Source organism: Streptomyces sp. NPDC019531, assembly GCF_044903305.1.
GTDB lineage: Bacteria > Actinomycetota > Actinomycetes > Streptomycetales > Streptomycetaceae > Streptomyces.
The window spans coordinates 12,208-26,372 of the sequence record NZ_JBJDQL010000003.1; the positions used below are offsets into that span (position 1 = coordinate 12,208).

Genomic DNA, 14,165 nt, shown 5'->3' on the forward strand with positions numbered 1-14,165 from the left:
TCCGGAACTTGGGGCGGTGACCCCGTCACAGCCAGGCCGGCAGGGTCACCGGCTCGGGGCGGGGCGCGCGGCCGGTCGTCCAGGCCAGCAGTTCCGTGGCCGGCGCCTCGACGACGACCGGGACCTCGGCCGTGGCCGGGGCCTCGGCCGTGGCCGGGGCCTCGGCCGTGGCCGGGGCCCCGGCCGTGGTCGGGACGAGCTCCCAGGTGCGGTCCCGGTCGGTCGGGGTGAGGCGGACCGGTGGGCAGCCGGGGCGGGTGGACAGGGTGGTGGTGACGTCGTCGAGGAGGGTGTCGGTCAGGGCCGCGGGGAGGTCGGTGAAGGTTGCTCCCGCGCCCAGGTCGATGGCGTGCAGCCAGACCTCGCGCACCCGCATCCAGGGGATCTCGGCGGCGGGGATGGTGCGCCCCAGGGCGCTCTTGACCTCGGACCGCCAGGTGGTGGGGTCGAGGGCGGCCAGGGCGTCCTCCAGTTCTGTCGCCGTGGATCTCAGCTGCTCCCGCAGCACGTCGGGCGGGAGGGCCGCCGAGGAGTCGATCTCGGCGGCGCGCTGCTCGCGGTCGGCGTACATCGGGGTGGGGACGCCCGTGCGCGCCCAGGTGACCAGCCGGCCGAGCGCCTCGGCGTTGCGGGCGACGTGGCCGATGACGTGGGCGCGGGTCCAGCCGGGGAGGGCGCTGGGTGCGCCCAGGTCGGTGTCGGTGAGCCGGTCCGCCACGTCCAGCAGCCGGGCCGTACCCTCGCGCATCCAGGGCAGGGTCACGGTCAGGTCATGTCGGTCGGTCATGAGGTACCGCTCCCGAGGCGGGCCGCGATGTCCGCCCGCAGCGCCTTCTTGTCGATCTTGCCGACCTTGGTGGCCGTCAACTCCTCGACGCACACGAGGTGTTCGGGCAGCTTGAAACGGGCCACCCCGGCCTCCTCCATGGCGGCGCGGATCGCGTCCAGGGTAGGAGCGGGGCGCCCCGGTGCGGCCACGACGTAGAGGCAGACGCGTTCGCCCAGCGCCGGGTCGGGCATGGCCACGGCCGCCACCTGGCTGACGTCGGCCAGTTGGTGGACGAGGTTCTCGACCTCCTCCGCGGAGACCTTCTCCCCACCGCGGTTGATCATGTCCTTGTCCCGGCCCTCCACGACGAGGTTGCCCTCCGGCGTACGGCGGCAGATGTCACCGCTGCGGTACCAGCCGTCCTCGGTGAACGCCCGTTGGTTGTGCTCGGGGGCGCGGTAGTAGCCGCGCGGGGTGTAGGGGCCACGGGTGAGCAGGGATCCCGGCTCGCCGTCGGGGACGTCCTGGTCGAGTTCGTCGACCAGCCGTACCTCGTCGTCGGGGCACATGGGTCGGCCCTGGGTGGTGCAGATGACGTCCTCGGGGTCGTCGAGGCGGGTGTAGTTGAGCAGGCCCTCGGCCATGCCGAACACCTGCTGGAGCGTCGTACCGAGAACGGGCCGGACACGGCGGGCCAGTTCGTCGGCGAGCCGGGATCCGCCGACCTGGAGCACGCGCAGGCTGCTCATCCGCTCCGCCCCGTGCTGTTCGGCGTGTTCCAGCCAGCGTCCGGCGACCGCGGGCACGACGGCGGTGTGGGTGACCCCCTCCGCGGCGACGGCGGCGAAGACGCGGACCGGTTCCGGGCTGGGCAGCATCACCACCCGGCCGCCGGCCAGCAGTGTGCCCAGGATGCCGGGGCAGGCCAGGGGGAAGTTGTGCCCGGCGGGCAGGCTCACCAGGTAGACCGTCTCGGCGTCGACACCGCTGACCTCTGCGCTCGCGCGGGCGTTGTAGGCGTAGTCGTCGTGGGTGCGGGCGATCAGCTTGGGCAGGCCCGTGGTGCCGCCCGACAGCAGGAACACGGCCACGTCACTGCTGCCGGGCGCGGCGGCGTCCAGGCGTGCCCGGTCGGCGGCCGGGTCCGTCCCCGGCGCGCACAGGGCGCGCAGGTCCAGGCTCGCCGGGCCGACCTCGTCCCCGGCGACCAGGACGTGCCAGGGGCCCGGTACCTCCTTGCCGAGTTCGTGGGCGAGGGCCTGGTGGTCGAAGTCGCGCAGCCGGTCGGGTACGGCGATGGCGGCGGCCTCGGAGTGCGCGACCAGGTAGGCCAGCTCCAGGCGGCGGTGCGCGGGCAGCGCCATCACCGGCACGATCCCGGCGCGCAGACAGGCCCAGGTCAGGACGGTGAACTCCCAGCCGTTGGGCAGCTGGACCACGATCCGGTCACCGGGGGCGAGCCCGAGGTCGAGCAGCCGCAGGGCCAACGCGTCCGCGCGGTCCGCGAGTTCGCCATAGGTCAGGCGCAGGTCGCCGTCGACGAGGGCGGTCGCGTCGGGCGTGCGGTCGGCCGTCTCGCGCAGCTGGTCGCCCAGCGGACGGCCGGTCCAGTATCCGGCCGCCGTCCAGCGGTCGGCATCGGGCTTCGGCCAGGGAACCGTGCCCTCGCTGATGGGTGCGGCCATCAGGCACCACCTTCTCTTGCTCTACACACAGCATCCAGCGCCACGAGGCCCTGAGCAGTGATCCGCAGCGGGTTGATCTCGATCTCGGCGAGTTCGGGGCGGGCGGCGAGCAGGTCACCGAGGGCCGCCGTCACCTTGCCGAGGGCGGTGCGGTCCAGCTCGGGCCCGCCGCGCCAGCCGTCGAGGAGGGCCCGTCCGGCCAGCTCGGCGGGCATGGCCGCGGCCTCGGACACGCTCAGCGGTGCGAGCCGGATGCTCACGTCCGCCAGGGCTTCGGCGGTGGTGCCGCCGAGGCCGACCAGGACGACCGGGCCGAATACCGGGTCGCGACGGGCGCCGACCACGAGGTCCACGCCGGCCGGGGCCATCGCCTCGACCAAGCTGCGTTGAATATGCGGCTGCCGCCGCGTGAGGCGGGCTCCGGCCGCCTCGATCGCGTCGAGGGCCGCGTCCAGTTCCTCCGGGGTGCGTACGCCGAGCCGGACGCCGCCGATCTCGGTCTTGTGCAGCACCGCCGCGTCGAGGAGCTTGACCGCCACCGGGCCGGGCAGTTCGGCCAGCGCCCGGTGGGCCTCGGCACGGTCGGCGCAGGCCCGGCGGGGCATGGTCGTCACACCGAGCGCGTCGAGGAGCGTCTTGGCCTGGTCCTCGTCCCAGGGGCCGGGGCCGATGTCCACGCGCGCCGGTGCGGCGAGGACCGCCGTCGTACGGCTGCGGGCGCGGGCGTCCGCCAGCAGCGCGCCGGTCATGGCGGCGAGCCCGTGCGGGTCACCGGCCACCGGCACGCCCCGCTCCAGCAGGGCGCGGCGCACCCGCCGTACGTCGTCGCCCGCGCCGCCCACCCCGAGGAGCAACGGCACGCTGTGCCTGGCCGCGTCCACGGCCCCGACCAGGTCGAAGGCTGCCGGTTCGTGGAGGGCGTACCCGGTGATCAGGTCCACGGCCGGGTCGGCCGCCACCGTGTCCAGTACGGCGGCGAAGCCGGGGCCGGGGCGGCCGGTGTCGACCGGGTTGGCCTGGTACGTCAGCGGCGGCAGGACCTCGGCCAGCGCGCGCCGGGTGTCCGCGGTCAGTTCGGGCACGGCGGCGCGGCGGCCGCGCAGGTCGTCCAGGAGCAGCAGGCCGGGTCCGGCCTGTGCCGTCACCACGCCCACCCCCGGGTCGGCGGCCGCGGGAAGTCGTACGAGCGACAACGCGGCCACCGCGTCGACCAGTTCGCGTTCGTCGTCGACCAGCACGGCACCGGACTGGGCGAGGGCCGCGCGGGTGGTGCGCCAGGACGTGGCGAGGGCACCGGTGTGGGAGGCGGCGAAGGCGCCGACGTCGTGGCGGCCGACGACGAGCGCGACGACGGGGCGGGTGGCGGTGAGCCGGGCGACCGCGTCGGTCAGCCGGCGTCCGTCGGCGACGGACTCGATGTGCAGGGCCACGGCGGTGGTGTGCGGGTCGTCGGCCAGGTGGTCGAGGACGTCGGCGGTCGTGACGTCCGCGCAGTTGCCGAGCCCGACCGCGAGGCTCACTCCGTGCCCGGCCTCGCTGAGCAGGAACGCCAGCGCGTGGTTCACGCCCCCGCTGGCCGCCACTACGGCGATCCGGCCGGCCGGCACGTCGGCGGCGCCCGGCACGAAGCTCGCCGTGAGGCCGCGGGTCGGCGCGAGGAATCCGGAGGTGTTCGGGCCGAGCAGGCGGATGCCGGTGCGTTCGGCCACGTCGGCCAGTTCGCGCTGGTACCGCTCGCCCTCTTCTCCGGCCTCGGCGAACCCGCCGCCGTAGATCACGGCGGCCCGCGCCCCGGCCTTGGCGGCCTCGGCGACGGCGTCCGCACAGCCCGCGGCGGGGACGCAGACCAGCGCCAGGTCGACGGGCCCGTGCTCGGCGGCCTCGGCGACCGAGGCGTACACCCCGGCGGAGGGATCCGGGCGGCGGGCGTTGACCAGCCCCACGTGTCCGGGGAACCCGGCCACCGAGCGGGCCAGCGCGGCGCCCAGTTTCGCCGGGTCGGTGGAGGCTCCGACGACGGCGATGCCGCGTGGCGCGAACAGTGCGTCCAGTGCGTCCAGTGCGTCCAGTGTCATGAGGACACCTCCCACTCCGCGACCGTGGCCGCGCTCGCGCCGACCAGGTCCGTGCGCCCCGACAGGACGGACGTGAGCGCGCGGTCGCGGTCCAGTGTGTCGTCGACGAGGAGTGCGGGCAGTGCGTGCCGCAGCCGGGCCCGCTCGGTGAGCAGGGCGCGGGTGTACGGCGTACCACCGTGTACGGCGATCAACTGTGGGCCGACAGTGGCGAGTTCGGCGAGCTGCGCGTACCCGGCGGCGAGACCGGACTCGTCGTCCGGGGCGGTGACCCGGGCGCCCCAGGGGTCCCCGGTGTCCGGCGCGGACTCGCGCAGCGGCAGCGGGATCCCGGTGCCGCCCACCGCCGTACGGACGTCGGGGTCGACCAGCATGACCCGGCTCGGCAGCTGACATGTGCCGAGGTCAAACGGGGTGTCCAGGGGTTCGGCACCGCCGTGGCCTGCCTGCCACTGGTCGTGACCGGCGCGCACGAAGTCCGGTGCCCGTCGGGCCAGCCGTGCGTCGGTGATGCTGCGGGAGAGGAAGTGGTAGGCGAACTGCCAGGGCTCGAAGGCGTCGTGGTACTCGCCGAAGTGCTCCCACCAGCCCAGGCTGGGCCGTGCCGCGTCCTGGATCGCCTCGACCGAGGGGCGGGCGGCGGCCTCGTACGCGCTGAGGGCGGCCGGGAGGTCGGTGGTGTGCTTGGTGAGGGCCGCCGCGAGGGCGATCGCGTCCTCCATGGCCATCTTGGTGCCGGAGCCCACGGAGAAGTGCGCGGTGTGGGCGGCGTCGCCGAGCAGGGCCACCGGGCGCGGTTCGGTGACGTACCAGTGGCGGGTGCGGCGGGTGCGGAAGTTGCCCCAGCGGGAGTTGTTGACCAGGAGTTGGTGGCCGTCGATCCGGTCGGCGAACAGCTCCTCCAGGTACGCCTTCGTGGCCAGGTCGCTCTCTCCCGGCGGCCTAGTCACGTCGAACGCGTCGAGGCCCGCCGCCCGCCAGGACGTCTCGTCGGTCTCGACGATGAACGTGCTCACGTCCGCGCTGATCGGATAGCCGTGCACGGCGAACACGCCGTGCGGGCCGCGTTCGTGGACGAAGGTGAGCCCGTCGAACATGTAGTCGGTGCCGAACCAGATGAACTTCGCCGTCGCCGTCTCGACCGTCGGCTCCAGGCGGTCCGCGAGGGCCTCGCGGATCCGCGACGACGTGCCGTCGGCGGCGACCACCAGGTCGTAGCCGTCGAGGTCGTCCAGACCCACCTCGGTCTCGAAGCGAAGGTCCGCGCCCAGGTCGCGGGCCCGGTCCTGGAGCAGGGCCAGCAGCGTACGGCGGGCGATCGCGGCCATGCCGTTGCCGCCGCAGCGGATCCGCTCGCCCTTCAGCCGTACCTCGATGTCGTCCCAGTGCCGGCCGTGCGCGTCCAGCGCCTCGCGGAGCACGGGGTCGGCCTCGTGGATGCCGGCGAGCGTGCGGTCGGAGAACACCACGCCGAAGCCGAACGCGTCGTCGGCCCGGTTGCGTTCGAAGACCGTCACCTCGGCGGACGGGTCGGCCTGCCGGATCAGGGCGGCGAAGAAGAGCCCGCCGGGGCCTCCGCCCACGACAGCGATGCGCATGGTCAGCCCCTCGCCGAAGTGCCGCCGCTGACAAGGGTGTTGCGGCACTCGCCGAGGCCCTCGATCCGGGTCACCAGCTCGCTGCCCTCGGTCAGATAGCGCGGGGGCTTGCGGGCGTGGCCGACGCCGCCGGGGGTGCCGGTGGCGATCAGGTCGCCGGGGGCGAGGGTGACGATCCGCGAGATGTACGCCACCAGGGCCGCCGGGTCGAAGACCAGGTCGCCGGTGTCGGCCTTCTGCATCAGCTCGCCGTCGACGGTGCAGCTCAGCTCGGCCGACAGGGGGGCGTCGTCCGGCTCGGCGACCACCAGCCACGGGCCGACCGGTGTGCTCGCCTCGAAGGTCTTGCCCTGCAGCCACTGCGGCGAGCGGTACTGGAAGTCGCGCCCGGTGACGTCGTTGACGACGGTGTATCCGGCGATCGCGGCGCGGGCCTCGTCGGGCGTGGCGTGCCGGACCTCGGCGCCTATGTAGACGCCGAGTTCGGCCTCCCAGTCCACCGCGTCGGATCCGGCGGGCAGCACCACCGGGTCGTACGCGCCGACCTGGGCGCGGGCGAACTTCGCGAACAGCGTGGGGTGTTCGGGCAGTTCGCGGCCCATCTCCAGGATGTGGTTGCGGTAGTTGAGCCCGACGCACACGATCTTCTCGGGGGACGGGACGGGCGGCGCGTAGTCCAGTCCGGCGAGGGCATGGCGTCGGCCGTCGGCGGTCGCGGCCTCGGCCCGCCAGTCGGGGCGGCTCAGCAGGGCGCCCAGGTCGGGGTGGCCGAGTTCGACGGCGGCGGCGTCTTCGATGCGGACAGCGCGGGTGCCCTCGGGCGTACGGATGGTGGCGAGCCTCATGCGGACGGCTCCTCTCGGTGCGTGTGTGTGCGGGCGAGGCCGATCGCCTCGTAGACGGGGTCGTCGGAGAACCGGAAGGCGTCCAGGCCGTTCTCGGTGGTGAAGGTGACCGGGGCCCAGGAGGGGACGGCGAACAGGTCGCCCTTGGCGACGTCGTAGCGCTGGTCGCCGACCTGGACCGTGCCGGTGCCGTCGAACACCTGCCAGACGGCGGAGCCGACCACGCGCGTCATGGCGGTACGGGCGCCGGGGCGCAGCCGGTGCATCTCGGTGCGGATGGTGGTCAGCGCGTCCCTGGCGGTGGCCGGGTCGGTGAACCGTACGACCGCGTGGCCGGGCTCCAGGACTCCCGGGTGGCCCTCGTCCTCCAGCTCCAGCTGGGCGGTGAGCGCCGCGTCGGTGTGCTCCCAGCGGTACGCCATCAACGGAGAGGAAGGGGTGGCGGGGGCGCCGACGGGGCGCAGGCCCGGGTGGCCCCACAGGCGTTCGTTGCGGGAGGCGGCCGGGGTGGCGCGGGTGGCCAGCCGGTCCGGGCCGAACTCGAAGAATCCGGCGTCCAGTTGGCGCACCAGCGGGATGTCCAGTCCGTCGATCCAGGCCATCGGCCGGTCGGTGGTGTTGTGGTGCTCGTGGAAGTGCATGCCGGGGGTGAGCAGCAGGTCGCCGCGGCGCATCGCCACCGGGTCGCCCTCCACGTTGGTCCACACGCCCTCCCCCTCCACCACGAAGCGGAAGGCGGTCTGGGTGTGCCGGTGGGCCGGGGCCTCCTCGCCGGGGCCGAGGTACTGGATCGCGGCCCACAGGGTGGGGGTGGCATACGCGGTGCCGGGCAGGCCCGGATTGGCGAGCGCGATCGCGCGACGCTCGCCGCCCCGGCCCACCGGCACGAGCTCGCCGCTGCGCTCGGCGAGCGGATGGAGCTCCGACCAGCGCCACAGGGCCGGTACGGCGTCCGGACGCGGCTGCTCGGTCATCAGGCCCTCGCGCTGGGTCCACAGCGGTGTCAGGTGCGCTGCCTCGAAGTCGGCGTAGAGCCTCTCCAGAGCGGCACGTTCGTCGGTGATCGTCACGGCGGACTCACTCCCTCGGGATTACCTGAGCCCAACGTACGACATTGAAACGACGGACGTCTAGATTTTGAAACGCATTTCTTGGCCGCGGCCCCCGCGGAACACCCCCGGGCCCCCGCCGCGCCCCCGGTCAGCGGCCGGACGCGGCGATCACCTCGTCGACGTAGCCCTCGGCCTCGGCCCGCAGCAGCCCGTGGGCCTGAAGGAACACCTCATGGAGGCGGCGGCCGGCCCAGTCCCCGGGGAGCAGCTCGGGGGGCAGGTCGGGGTCCCGGAAGGGCAGCAGGCGGTAGTCGTGGATCAGGCGCATGCGCTCGACCAGCGCGTCCCGGCCGCGCGGCGCCTCGGCGCGGTAGTCGGCAAGGCGGGGCCGGTAGCGGTCGAGCAGCTCGCCGTACTCCTTGTTCAGGCCCGCCAGATCCCAGGACCGGGCCGCCATGTCCCGGTCGGCGGCGGCGGACTCGGAACGGGCGTGCAGCGCGTCGATCCGTACCGCGGGCTGGTCCGTGAAGCTCTCCCTGACCTCCGCGATCCGGTCGTGCGGGCTGATCCACACCGACGCCGACAGCATGCCGAAGCCCAGCCAGGACAGCTTCTTGCGCAACTGCTCGCGCAGCGCCCGGTCGGCCTCGGGCACCGAGTAGATGACCATGTGCCACTGCCCGTCCCACGGTCCGGGCGCGCGGGCGAAGATCCGTTCCCGGCCTTCGTCGAGAAGCCGCCAGGAGACGTCGGTGAGGGCGTAGACGGTCTCCCTGCCCTCGCGGCGGGCGTCGAGCCAGCCCTCCTTGCGCATCCGGGCGGCGACCACCCGCACCGTGCTCTCGGGGACGTCGAAGCAGTCCATCAGCGCGACCAGAGCGCGCAGCCGGACCTCGCCGCCCCGGTAACGCAGATAGTCACCGAACAGGTCGAAGACCAGTGACCTCGGTTTCACAAGCACCTCCCGGAGTCCTGTCGGACCCCTAGACCCGCACATCCATACGTGTCAACCACTTGACGATCGTCTCACAAACGACGTCGGACCTGGCGTCCGACGGTCGAACAGCCGGGTGCCGTTGGCTCGGCGCCCCCGTGCCGCAAAAAGGAAACCGCCCCGGCTGCACGCGGCCGGGGCGATTCGTTCACTCCTTACGTCAGGCTCGCACGGGCACCGCGTCCGGCGAGGGGACGGCTGCCCGGCCGCCCTTGGGGAGCAGCAACACCATGAGCGCCCCGGCTGCCGCCGGGATGGCGAAGGCGTAGAAGTTCCACTCCACGGCCAGGTCGGACGCGAGCAGGAAGCCGCCGAAGGTCGGTCCGACGACCGCGCCGAGCCGCCCGATGCCCAGCGTCCAGCCCAGGGCGGTCGCGCGGACCTCGGGCGGGAAGTGCATGGCGACGTACGCGTTGACCATGATCTGCGTGCCGATGGTGCCGAACCCGGCGACGGCCACCAGCCCGTACATCAGCCAGGAGGCCGTGGGCGAACTCAAGAAGTAGATGGACAGGGCGGCCGCGACGAACGTGACCGCGGTCACCGGCTTCATGCCCAGTCTGTCGCCGACCGGCGCCACCAGGATGGACCCGACCGCCGCGCCGACGTTCATCATCACCAGGAACAGCAGCGAGCTCGACAGCGGATAGCCCGCCGCCTTCATGATCTGGGGCAGCCAGGTGTTGAGCCCGTACACCAGCAGCAGACCGAAGAAGCTGGTGATCGCGAAGAGCATGACGGGCCCGAAGTGGCGTCGGCTGAACAGGACGGTGACCGGGCTCTTCGCGGCCTGCCCGGTCGCGGAGGGCACTGCTTCCGGCATGGGCGTGCCCAGTCTCGCGGCCAGTCGGTCGGCTTCCTCTCCGCGGCCCTTGGCGACGAGGTAGCTCAGCGATTCCGGCAGGCAGCGCCACAGCAGGGGGACGACGATCAGGAGCGGGGCGGCGCCGATCCAGTACATGATCCGGAACCCGAACGCCGGCATGAGTGCCAGCGCCAGCGTGGCGGCGAGTATGCCGCCGACCGGGTAGCCGGCGAACATCAGCGCGTTGTTCAGGCTCCGCCGGTGGGCCGCCGAGTACTCGGCGGTCAGGGCGATCGCGGTGGGCATCACGCCGCCGAGGCCGAGCCCGCCGACGAGGCGGAACAGCCCGAAGAGCTCGGCGCTCGGCGCCATCGCACAGGCCGCCATGGACAGCGAGAACCAGCTCACGCTGATCAGCAGCACCTTGCGCCTGCCGACGGCGTCGGTCGCCACGCCGGCGACCAGTGCGCCGATCAGCATCCCGACGAGGGCGTAGCTGCCGATCACCCCGGCCTCGGTCGGCGTCAGCCCCCAGGGCTCGTACTTGATGAGGGCCGGCACCGTGGCCCCGTAAACGATCAGGTCATAGCCATCGAACATGATCACCGCGAAGCACAGCCCCAAGGCCGTGAGCTCACTGCGGCTTCTGGATGCCCTGGAATCACTGGAACGGACGTCTCCTGGCGTCATTGCCACCACCATCCTGTACGGCTCTAGTCCGGCATGTCGCCGATGCCGGGGAGTATGTGCCACTTGTAAGACGGGCGTCAATAATCTGACACTAATCTACTGCCTCTGATCTCTAGATAACGCTGCTGACTGCCCGCATATCGCTACACACCATCGACGACCGTGATCTATATGGGATACGTGAAGTGGGCCTGTCGGCCGCGCAGTTCGCAGGAGCCGGCGACCGCCCGGGCTACGCCGGGGGACGCCGCCGGTGCTGATCGAGCTCGACTTGCCGACGGAACCCTCGTCGGCGAAACCGCGGCCGACGCGGAGCGCAGCGGCCTCTGAATAACCTTGGTGACCGCCGGGCGGCCGCACGGCACGGAAGTCGCCGCCCCCAAGGCCGGGGGCGACGCGTGGCCGGCCTGTCGGGCGATGGTGCGGAGCGGGGCGTCGCCGGTGGTCAGAAGGCGGCCGACCCAGGGCATCCGCCACACGCCAGGGCGGCGGCCGGCTCAAGGCGGCGGTGAACCGGCGGGCGAGAGCCGCCGCCGGGGCGGGACCGCCGGGGAGAGTCGGGCCAGGGCGCCGAGTGCCTCCACGGTCCTGGGCCGGGCGGGGTCGTCGCGGACGGCGCGCCGGACGACGACGGCCCGGGCGGCCGGCGCGACGACCCTGCCGGTGGCGGCGCCTCCGGCGGACCGGCCACGATGCCGTTCACCTGGCCGGGCTCGCACCGGGCGCCCGCCCGCTGCACAGGGATCGATGCGCTGCCGAACGGCCCGAGTCGAAGCCGCGCCCAATCCATGCAGGTCAGAGCGGCAAACCGCGCTCATTGTCTTATGGGGGAGCCGTTGCCGCGTGCCCCGTCACGTCGCAGCGTCGTGCTTTGTCGCGGGTGGTACACAAGCCTCTTGCAGGAACGGGCACTTGACCGCCGAAAGGCCTGCGTCAGAGCGGGAGATCGTCGGGGAGAACCCGGCCTTGTGGCGGTTCAACGGGCGCACGGACCGGAAGTCTCGTCGGTCGAGGGTGAGAATCGCGTCCGTGTCGTAGTCGGCGGCGAGCGCCACGCTCACCGCGTCGGCGAGGTCGAGGTCCAGCGCGCGGTAGCGGACACGGAGAGACTGGGCGGCGCCCAGGTGGTCCTCCGTGATCTCCGGCATGACGACACGACCCCGGCTCATCCAGCGACGCAGGTCGTCGACAGCGCTGAGGGCGGCCTCCCTGCCGAGCTCACGCGTCGCCACGTGATCGAGTTCGGCCAGCAGGAGCGGGGACATGACCAGCAGGCCCGCTGCCATGATCGCCTCGTTCGCAGCCCGGTGTTCCGGATGGGCCGAGTCCAGGGCTGCCAGCAGGCCGGACGTATCGGCGATGACAATGATCACGCGGCGGATCCGGGACCCGGGCCGGTCTCACGCCGGACCGCCTCGGCGACCGTGTCGCGGACCTCCGGCTTCGACAGCGTGCGCCCCGGCCCCTCGAAGGTCCGTGAGAACAGCGGCTCGTCCCAGACCCGGTTCGCCATTGCCGCAAGGTGAATGCCCTGGCGGATGATCTCGGCCTCGCTTATACCTCGGCGCTTCGCGGCCTCCTTGATGATGGCCAGGTCCTCGGGGTCGGCGTAGACGTTGGTGCGCTTCATCGACATGTACCAAGAGTAGGACATATACCGGATTGATGTATGCACGCAGTCTCGCTGCGGGATGAGGGGCCGACGTGGCCCGCACGGTGACCTTCATGGTGCGCGCACCTCGTGTCCCCCGGCCTTGTCGGCCCTGGCTGCTCCAGGCATGCGCTCTCCTCACGCACCCCCGCACCTGGCTCGCTGCAGGCGGTGTGTGCGCCGCGGTCGGACCATCTGCTGCGCACCGGGTGGTGACCGCTCCCTAGGAGGCGGATGCTGGGGGACGTGACGATCGATGTGACGGCCGAGCGTGTCATCCCGCTGCCGTCCGAACGCGTGGCGGGGTATGCCATGGACTGGCGTCACGACGCCGACTGGACCCAGGGCATCCGCACGGCGGCACTCACGTCGGAGGCGGACGGGGGCGGCTTCGGAACCGGGGCCGAGGTGACGCGTACGGCGTACTTCCTGGGCCGGCGCATCGACTATGTGCTGCGGGTGGCCGCGTACGACTTCCCCGGGCTGCTGGACATGGTCTCCGTGGCGGGCCCGATGCCGATGCATGTCACGTACACGTTCGAGCCCCACCAGGACGGCACCCTCGCCCGCATCCGCGTCCGGGGCGGTGAGCAAGGGTTCTACCGGCTGGCGGCACCGCTGCTGGCCCGCCAGGTCCGCGCCAACCTCGCCAAGGACCTGCGCGACCTCGAAGCGAGACTCCTGGAACAGGGGTGAGACTGAGATGGCGTACGACGAAGGGCTCGCACAGCGGATCCGGGACCGCTGGGCAGCTGACCCGGAGGTCCGCGAGAAGCACATGTTCGGCGGTGTGGCGTTCCTGTACCGGGGCAACATGGCCGCCGGTGTCACCGGTGACGACCTCATGGTCAGGGTGGGCCCTGACGCGTCCGAGGCGGCGCTCGCCCGGCCGGGGGCGCGTGTCTTCGACATGACCGGGCGGCCGATGCGCGGCTGGGTCGTCGTCGACGGCGCGGTGGTCGCGGAGGACGACGCACTCGGCGCATGGCTCGACGAGGGACACGCATTCGCCGCGAGCCTGCCGTCCAAGTGAGGAGCGGGCACGACGCGCTCGCCGGGGAGCCCGTCGACCTCGTCGTCTGGCTCACGGCCCCCCGCGGCCCGATGCCGTACGGCGGCGGACGGTTCGCCTGTCGGGAGACCGCGCGGCGCGTCGGACGCTCCGGTGGGTCACCCCGCGACGACGGCCATCCGGTCGCTGATCTCGGCCGCTGTGGCCAGCACCTTCTGGGCGATCTCCGTCTCCGCCTCCGGGTACACGCGGGAGGCCAGGGCGGCCACGCTCACCGCCGCGACCACCTGCTTGTTCTCGTCCCGGATCGGGGCGGCGATGCCCACCACGTCGGGGTCGAGCTCACCGCGGGTGACGGAGTAGCCGAGGCGGCGGATCCGGCCGAGGCGTTCCATCAGGGCGTCGACGTCGGTGAGGGTGGCCGGGGTGAAGCGGCGCAGCTCGGCGGCCTGAAGCAGGCTGCGGGCCTCGTCGTCCGGGCTCCAGGCCAGCAGGACGAGGGCGGAGGCGCCGGCGTTGATCGGCAGGGCGCTGCCACGCTCGTAGGAGATCCGTACCGCGCGGGTGCTCTCCGCGCGGTCCACGCACACCACCAGGTCCCCGGTGCGCCGGGTCAGCAGCACTGTTTCGTGCACCTCCTCGGCGAGGGCCTCCATCGACGGCTGGGCGACCTCCGAGAGGCCGTAGCTGCGGCGGGCCAGCCGGGCGATCTCCAGTACCCGCAGGCCGAGCCGGAAGCCGCCGCCGGGGGCCTCTTCGAGGAAGCGCCCGGCCACGAGGCTCTGGAGATAGCGGTAGGCGGTGGAACGCGCCACGCCGAGCCGCTCCGCCACGGCCGTTCCGGAGACGACGAGGTGGATGTCGTCGAACATGGTCAGGATGTCGAGCGCCCGGTCGGCCGTGGAGTTGCGGTCGCGGTAACTGGGGGACCCGTTTCCTGACATGCGAGACACTGTAGCGGGTGGGTCGGGGGTGGCGGAGGCCGTGCC

Annotated in this window: 12 protein-coding genes and 1 pseudogene; 2 read left to right on the forward strand and 11 right to left on the reverse strand. The window is 72.7% G+C overall.

Going from position 1 to position 14,165, the window contains the following annotated elements; translation table 11 throughout:
- Nucleotides 1–25: 25 nt before the first annotated feature.
- From ACI2L1_RS04270 to ACI2L1_RS04315, 10 genes and pseudogenes are all read right to left on the reverse strand, one after another.
- Nucleotides 26–787, reverse strand: coding sequence for a maleylpyruvate isomerase family mycothiol-dependent enzyme (locus ACI2L1_RS04270; RefSeq protein WP_404737777.1), 762 nt, complete (start codon nucleotides 785–787; stop codon nucleotides 26–28).
- Complete coding sequence (locus tag ACI2L1_RS04275) at nucleotides 784–2,454, reverse strand: (2,3-dihydroxybenzoyl)adenylate synthase (RefSeq protein WP_404737778.1); 1,671 nt, start codon at nucleotides 2,452–2,454, stop codon at nucleotides 784–786. Before ACI2L1_RS04275 ends, ACI2L1_RS04270 begins: the two co-directional genes overlap by 4 nt.
- Nucleotides 2,454–4,529: an acetate--CoA ligase family protein gene (locus ACI2L1_RS04280; protein ID WP_404737779.1), complete on the reverse strand. Its 2,076-nt coding sequence runs from the start codon at nucleotides 4,527–4,529 to the stop codon at nucleotides 2,454–2,456. Before ACI2L1_RS04280 ends, ACI2L1_RS04275 begins: the two co-directional genes overlap by 1 nt.
- The gene (locus ACI2L1_RS04285; protein ID WP_404737780.1) at nucleotides 4,526–6,127 is read right to left on the reverse strand and encodes an FAD-dependent monooxygenase; all 1,602 of its coding nucleotides are present in this window, start codon (nucleotides 6,125–6,127) and stop codon (nucleotides 4,526–4,528) included. Before ACI2L1_RS04285 ends, ACI2L1_RS04280 begins: the two co-directional genes overlap by 4 nt.
- A 2-nt stretch (nucleotides 6,128–6,129) precedes the next feature.
- The gene (locus ACI2L1_RS04290; protein WP_404737781.1) at nucleotides 6,130–6,972 is read right to left on the reverse strand and encodes a fumarylacetoacetate hydrolase family protein; all 843 of its coding nucleotides are present in this window, start codon (nucleotides 6,970–6,972) and stop codon (nucleotides 6,130–6,132) included.
- Complete coding sequence (locus ACI2L1_RS04295) at nucleotides 6,969–8,042, reverse strand: cupin domain-containing protein (protein WP_404737782.1); 1,074 nt, start codon at nucleotides 8,040–8,042, stop codon at nucleotides 6,969–6,971. Before ACI2L1_RS04295 ends, ACI2L1_RS04290 begins: the two co-directional genes overlap by 4 nt.
- 130 nt (nucleotides 8,043–8,172) lie before the next feature.
- The gene (locus ACI2L1_RS04300) at nucleotides 8,173–8,979 is read right to left on the reverse strand and encodes a PaaX family transcriptional regulator C-terminal domain-containing protein (RefSeq protein WP_404737783.1); all 807 of its coding nucleotides are present in this window, start codon (nucleotides 8,977–8,979) and stop codon (nucleotides 8,173–8,175) included.
- Between the two features lie 199 nt (nucleotides 8,980–9,178).
- Nucleotides 9,179–10,423, reverse strand: a complete 1,245-nt coding sequence (locus ACI2L1_RS04305) for an MFS transporter (protein ID WP_404737784.1) — start codon at nucleotides 10,421–10,423, stop codon at nucleotides 9,179–9,181.
- Nucleotides 10,424–11,446: 1,023 nt separating this feature from the next.
- A pseudogene (locus ACI2L1_RS04310) lies at nucleotides 11,447–11,886 on the reverse strand (PIN domain-containing protein).
- Entirely contained in the window at nucleotides 11,883–12,149 is a 267-nt protein-coding gene (locus ACI2L1_RS04315; protein ID WP_404737785.1) for a CopG family transcriptional regulator, read from the reverse strand. The pseudogene ACI2L1_RS04310 and the gene ACI2L1_RS04315 overlap by 4 nt, the downstream one beginning before the upstream one ends.
- Before the next feature lie 261 nt (nucleotides 12,150–12,410).
- On the opposite strand from ACI2L1_RS04315, the gene ACI2L1_RS04320 reads away from it, so the two are divergent.
- Nucleotides 12,411–12,860, forward strand: a complete 450-nt coding sequence (locus tag ACI2L1_RS04320) for an SRPBCC family protein (RefSeq protein ID WP_404737786.1) — start codon at nucleotides 12,411–12,413, stop codon at nucleotides 12,858–12,860.
- A 7-nt stretch (nucleotides 12,861–12,867) separates the two neighbouring features.
- Nucleotides 12,868–13,197, forward strand: a complete 330-nt coding sequence (locus tag ACI2L1_RS04325) for a TfoX/Sxy family protein (RefSeq protein WP_404737787.1) — start codon at nucleotides 12,868–12,870, stop codon at nucleotides 13,195–13,197.
- A gap of 137 nt (nucleotides 13,198–13,334) precedes the next feature.
- Here ACI2L1_RS04325 and ACI2L1_RS04330 read toward each other — a convergent pair whose 3' ends face one another.
- Entirely contained in the window at nucleotides 13,335–14,120 is a 786-nt protein-coding gene (locus ACI2L1_RS04330; RefSeq protein WP_404737788.1) for an IclR family transcriptional regulator, read from the reverse strand.
- Between the last annotated feature and the right edge of the window lie 45 nt (nucleotides 14,121–14,165).

Excerpts from the sequence above, each read along its gene's own strand:
- ACI2L1_RS04305 (WP_404737784.1), bottom strand. The coding sequence starts at position 10,423 with ATGTTCGATGGCTATGACCTGATCGTTTACGGGGCCACGGTGCCGGCC.
- ACI2L1_RS04290 (WP_404737781.1), bottom strand. The coding sequence starts at position 6,972 with ATGAGGCTCGCCACCATCCGTACGCCCGAGGGCACCCGCGCTGTCCGC.
- ACI2L1_RS04325 (WP_404737787.1), top strand. The coding sequence starts at position 12,868 with ATGGCGTACGACGAAGGGCTCGCACAGCGGATCCGGGACCGCTGGGCA.
- ACI2L1_RS04280 (WP_404737779.1), bottom strand. The coding sequence starts at position 4,529 with ATGACACTGGACGCACTGGACGCACTGGACGCACTGTTCGCGCCACGC.
- ACI2L1_RS04270 (WP_404737777.1), bottom strand. The coding sequence starts at position 787 with ATGACCGACCGACATGACCTGACCGTGACCCTGCCCTGGATGCGCGAG.
- ACI2L1_RS04315 (WP_404737785.1), bottom strand. The coding sequence starts at position 12,149 with ATGTCGATGAAGCGCACCAACGTCTACGCCGACCCCGAGGACCTGGCC.
- ACI2L1_RS04275 (WP_404737778.1), bottom strand. The coding sequence starts at position 2,454 with ATGGCCGCACCCATCAGCGAGGGCACGGTTCCCTGGCCGAAGCCCGAT.
- ACI2L1_RS04285 (WP_404737780.1), bottom strand. The coding sequence starts at position 6,127 with ATGCGCATCGCTGTCGTGGGCGGAGGCCCCGGCGGGCTCTTCTTCGCC.
- ACI2L1_RS04330 (WP_404737788.1), bottom strand. The coding sequence starts at position 14,120 with ATGTCAGGAAACGGGTCCCCCAGTTACCGCGACCGCAACTCCACGGCC.